The sequence below is a fragment of the Elstera litoralis genome (assembly GCF_000963705.1).
Lineage (GTDB): Bacteria > Pseudomonadota > Alphaproteobacteria > Elsterales > Elsteraceae > Elstera > Elstera litoralis.
Genome location: NZ_LAJY01000387.1, coordinates 1 through 3,193, shown reverse-complemented (window position 1 = coordinate 3,193; position 3,193 = coordinate 1). Strand labels below are relative to the sequence as shown.

Here is a 3,193-nt window from a genome sequence, read left to right as displayed (position 1 = left end):
GATTTGGCTGCGCGATGCCAGCGACTCCGGCTGACGGCCATTCTGAAAGGCTTTCTAGAAGGTCTGCCGGGCGACGCGGTGATTGCCATTGAGGCGGGGGATCTTGCGGCCAAATCCTCCCTGCGCAGCCTATGCGAAAGCCACGCGGCGGCGGTGGCCGTTCCTTGCTATCACGATAGCGGGGCCGATCTTGGGCAGGTCATCAACGAGACTTTGCGCAAAGCCGGGCTAACCCCGGAGCCGGATGCGCTCGCTTATCTCACGCAGCATTTAGGCGGCGACCGCATGATGAGCCGGTCGGAACTCGATAAGCTCACACTGTATCTGCACGGCCAAACGCGGGTGACGCTGGCGGATGCGCAGGGCTCGGTCGGCGATAGCGCGGTGCAATCGTTGGATGACGTGATCCAGGCGGCGCTCGACGGGCGCACCGAGGCGCTCGATCTCGCCTTCCGCCGGGCGATGATGGACGGCGAGTCGCCCGTAGGGATCATGCGCATGATGATTCGGCAGATGCAGCGGCTGCATTTGGTGGCCGCCCAGGTGGCGGGGGGCAAGAGCGCCGATGCCGCCATCGGGGCCTTACGCCCACCCGCCTTCAAGCGCGATGCCGAGCGCCTGTCGCGGCAAGCCCGCTTCTGGCCCTTACCGCGCGCCACGGCGGCGCTGGGGCGGCTAATGGAGGCGGAAGCCCAGTGCAAAAGCTCCGCCCTGCCCGACGAGGTAATGTGCGCGCGGGCGCTGCTCGAAGTGTCCGAGAACGCCCGCCGTCAGCGCCGCTGACAGGACTAAACTACCAGCGGCGCTGACAAAACTAAACGGATCAGCGGCGCTGACGCGCCTAACTTTTCTCCGCTTTCAGCTTCTTGCGGTATTCCTCCACGGGAAGCCCGCCGATACCCCAATGTTCCATCTCGACCTCATCGATCACGACGAAGGTGGTCGCGGGGTTTTTATTGAGCACTGTTACCAGCAAATCGGTGACGCCTTTGATGAGGGCGGCCTTTTGGTCGGCGGTCGCGCCTTCCTTGGTGATCTTGATATTGACGTAGGGCATGGGAGCTTCCTTCCGGATTAAGCGGCCTGGTCTTCGGCGTGAAAGACTTTGGAGATGATCTGCCAGCGCCCGTCGAGCTTAATCAGGGTCAGCAGATCGGTGAAATATTTTGCACCGATGGCGCAGTTCACCGTCGCGATTGCCGTCACCGGCCCGGCGAAAGCAATCGAGGCGATGCGGTCGCGGCGCGGCTCCCCCCGGCTGGCGGGGGCGGGGCGGACGGCGACGATGGGGAAATATTCGTCCATCGTTCGGTAGAGCAGGGTGCCATCGGACGCGCAAACATATTGGGCACGCGGGTGGAAGACCTGCCGCAGCCGCGCGGTATCGCTGAAATAGAGCCCATCGAAATAGGTATTCAGCACGGGGACGATTTCTTGAAAAAGGTCGCTCATGCGGCAAGCGCTTCGGCCTGTAGTGCGGCCTTTACGCTACTCCGGGCCTTTACGCGCGCAACGAAGGCCTCAAGCTGCGGCCACCGCGAAAGCCCGATCCCAGTCGGGCCCGCCCAGCCCGCGACAACGAAGGCGTAAGCGTCGGCGACGGTGAACTGAGGGCCGGTAAGATACTCCCGGCCATCGCTCAGCAGAGCTTCGAGCCAGTCGAAACATTTGCCGATGGCGGCGGGCGCGGCGTCCTTAGCCGCTTGGGAGGCGGTTGCCGAGAAGAGGGGGCCGAAGGCTTTATGAAGTTCGGAGGCGGTAAAGTTCAGCAGTTCCTGAACCCGGGCGCGGGCGAGCGTGCCCACCGGCGGGGCGAGCGTGGTCGCCGCCGCACTATCGGCAATAAACTGAAGGATCGCCGCGCCTTCGGTTAGCACATCGCCGCTCGGCAGTTGCAGGGCGGGGACTTGGGATTTCGGGGTAATGCTGCCGAAAGCCGCGCCGCTTGCGGTAGTCTTCGTTGCAAGATCAACCCGCTCGGCTGCGAACGGCTTTCCCACTTCGTGCAGAATGATGTGGGAGGCAAGCGAGCAAGCGCCGGGGGAATAGTAGAGCTTCATTGTCGTCGGTCCTTTCAGATAAGGGGAGACCGACGCTTGGATAGCGCATCGATTACTTTTTGAAACTAGAGAACCTTTGGTTATGATGGTTTTCTAGTATCCAATTGGTAACGCGAGTTTGGCCTATGCCCTTGAAACGCCGCAAAAATCAGTCGCCAGCCCCCCTGCCAAGCTGCCCGCTGTTCGCCTGTATGTCGCTGATCGGCGGCGCGTGGACGCCCAATGTCATCTGGTATCTAAGTGGCGGTCCGCGCCGGTTTAGCGAGTTGCGCGCCGATATTCCGGCGATCTCGGCCAAGGTGCTGACGCAAAGGCTGCGAGATATGGAGGAAAACGGCCTCGTCACGCGCACGGTCATGCCGACCTCGCCGCCGTCGGTCGATTACGCGCTGACCGATCTTGGGCAGGAACTCGTCCCCGCGATAGCGGCTATCGTTGATGTCGGTGCTCGGCTTAAGCAGCGTAAAGCTTCGATGGAGGCCCTGAACGCCGCCGCTGAATAGGAGGATGCCGGGGGACGATTTGGAGAATATCCGTCGTTAACCTATATATCTTTTGCAACACAGTCGGCGGCCATCGCCGTGTATGACAGAGAAGGGCGGAAACATGTTGCGGTAAATTTTGTTTCCGCTTGGTTTTTTGCTACAGTAACGAGATAGTGCGACGAATCGCGTAAACCTCACCAGGGATATGCGACCTATGCGCGCCCCAACTTTTTGGCGATAACCCATGTATTCCGACAAAAGACCGCGAAATTCAGCGGAAAATGGTGGAAAGCAAAATGCAGCGCATCGATATTGATGTCGATCGCGCGCGTGTTGCTGCGGCCACGGGGCGCGTTGCCGAGGTTGATCGGATCGTGCGCAATGTCCGGGGGCAGTTGCAAGATAAAGCCATCGCCCGCGAGTATTTCATCAAAGTCAGCGAAGCGATTAAGTCTATTTCCCTCGATGCCAATGTCAAATTGGTCGATTCATCCTTGGAGCAAGCGCGCGAATTTGCCTTGCAGCGTCTTGAGGGCAAAAAGCAAGAAGCCGTTAAAATCGCAAAAGAGCATTTGCTGAAAGCGATGGAGCTTGGCGCGACGCAGACGTTTAAAGATCTCGTTCTGAAAAAGATCGATTTGATCTCGA

6 protein-coding genes are annotated in these 3,193 nt (G+C 59.9%); 3 read left to right on the top strand and 3 right to left on the bottom strand.

Features of this window, described 5'->3' with window-relative positions:
- On the top strand, positions 1–783 hold a 783-nt coding region (gene holA, locus VZ95_RS14155), incomplete at its 5' end, for a DNA polymerase III subunit delta (RefSeq protein WP_045776432.1).
- 58 nt (positions 784–841) lie between these two features.
- Here the strand turns inward: holA and VZ95_RS14150 are convergent.
- The 3 genes from VZ95_RS14150 to gstA are packed head-to-tail and all read right to left on the bottom strand — an operon-like array spanning position 842 to position 2,060.
- Positions 842–1,057, bottom strand: coding sequence for a tautomerase family protein (locus VZ95_RS14150; RefSeq protein WP_045776431.1), 216 nt, complete (start codon positions 1,055–1,057; stop codon positions 842–844).
- A 17-nt stretch (positions 1,058–1,074) separates the two neighbouring features.
- Positions 1,075–1,452, bottom strand: coding sequence for a nuclear transport factor 2 family protein (locus VZ95_RS14145; RefSeq protein ID WP_045776430.1), 378 nt, complete (start codon positions 1,450–1,452; stop codon positions 1,075–1,077).
- Positions 1,449–2,060 carry a glutathione transferase GstA gene (gstA, locus tag VZ95_RS14140; RefSeq protein ID WP_045776429.1) on the bottom strand — a complete coding sequence of 204 codons (612 nt, stop codon included), beginning with the start codon at positions 2,058–2,060 and terminating at the stop codon, positions 1,449–1,451. The genes VZ95_RS14145 and gstA overlap by 4 nt, the downstream gene beginning before the upstream one ends.
- A 125-nt stretch (positions 2,061–2,185) precedes the next feature.
- On the opposite strand from gstA, the gene VZ95_RS14135 reads away from it, so the two are divergent.
- Complete coding sequence (locus VZ95_RS14135; protein WP_045776428.1) at positions 2,186–2,563, top strand: winged helix-turn-helix transcriptional regulator; 378 nt, start codon at positions 2,186–2,188, stop codon at positions 2,561–2,563.
- Positions 2,564–2,841: 278 nt separating this feature from the next.
- On the top strand, positions 2,842–3,193 hold a 352-nt coding region (locus tag VZ95_RS14130; RefSeq protein WP_156995308.1), incomplete at its 3' end, for a hypothetical protein.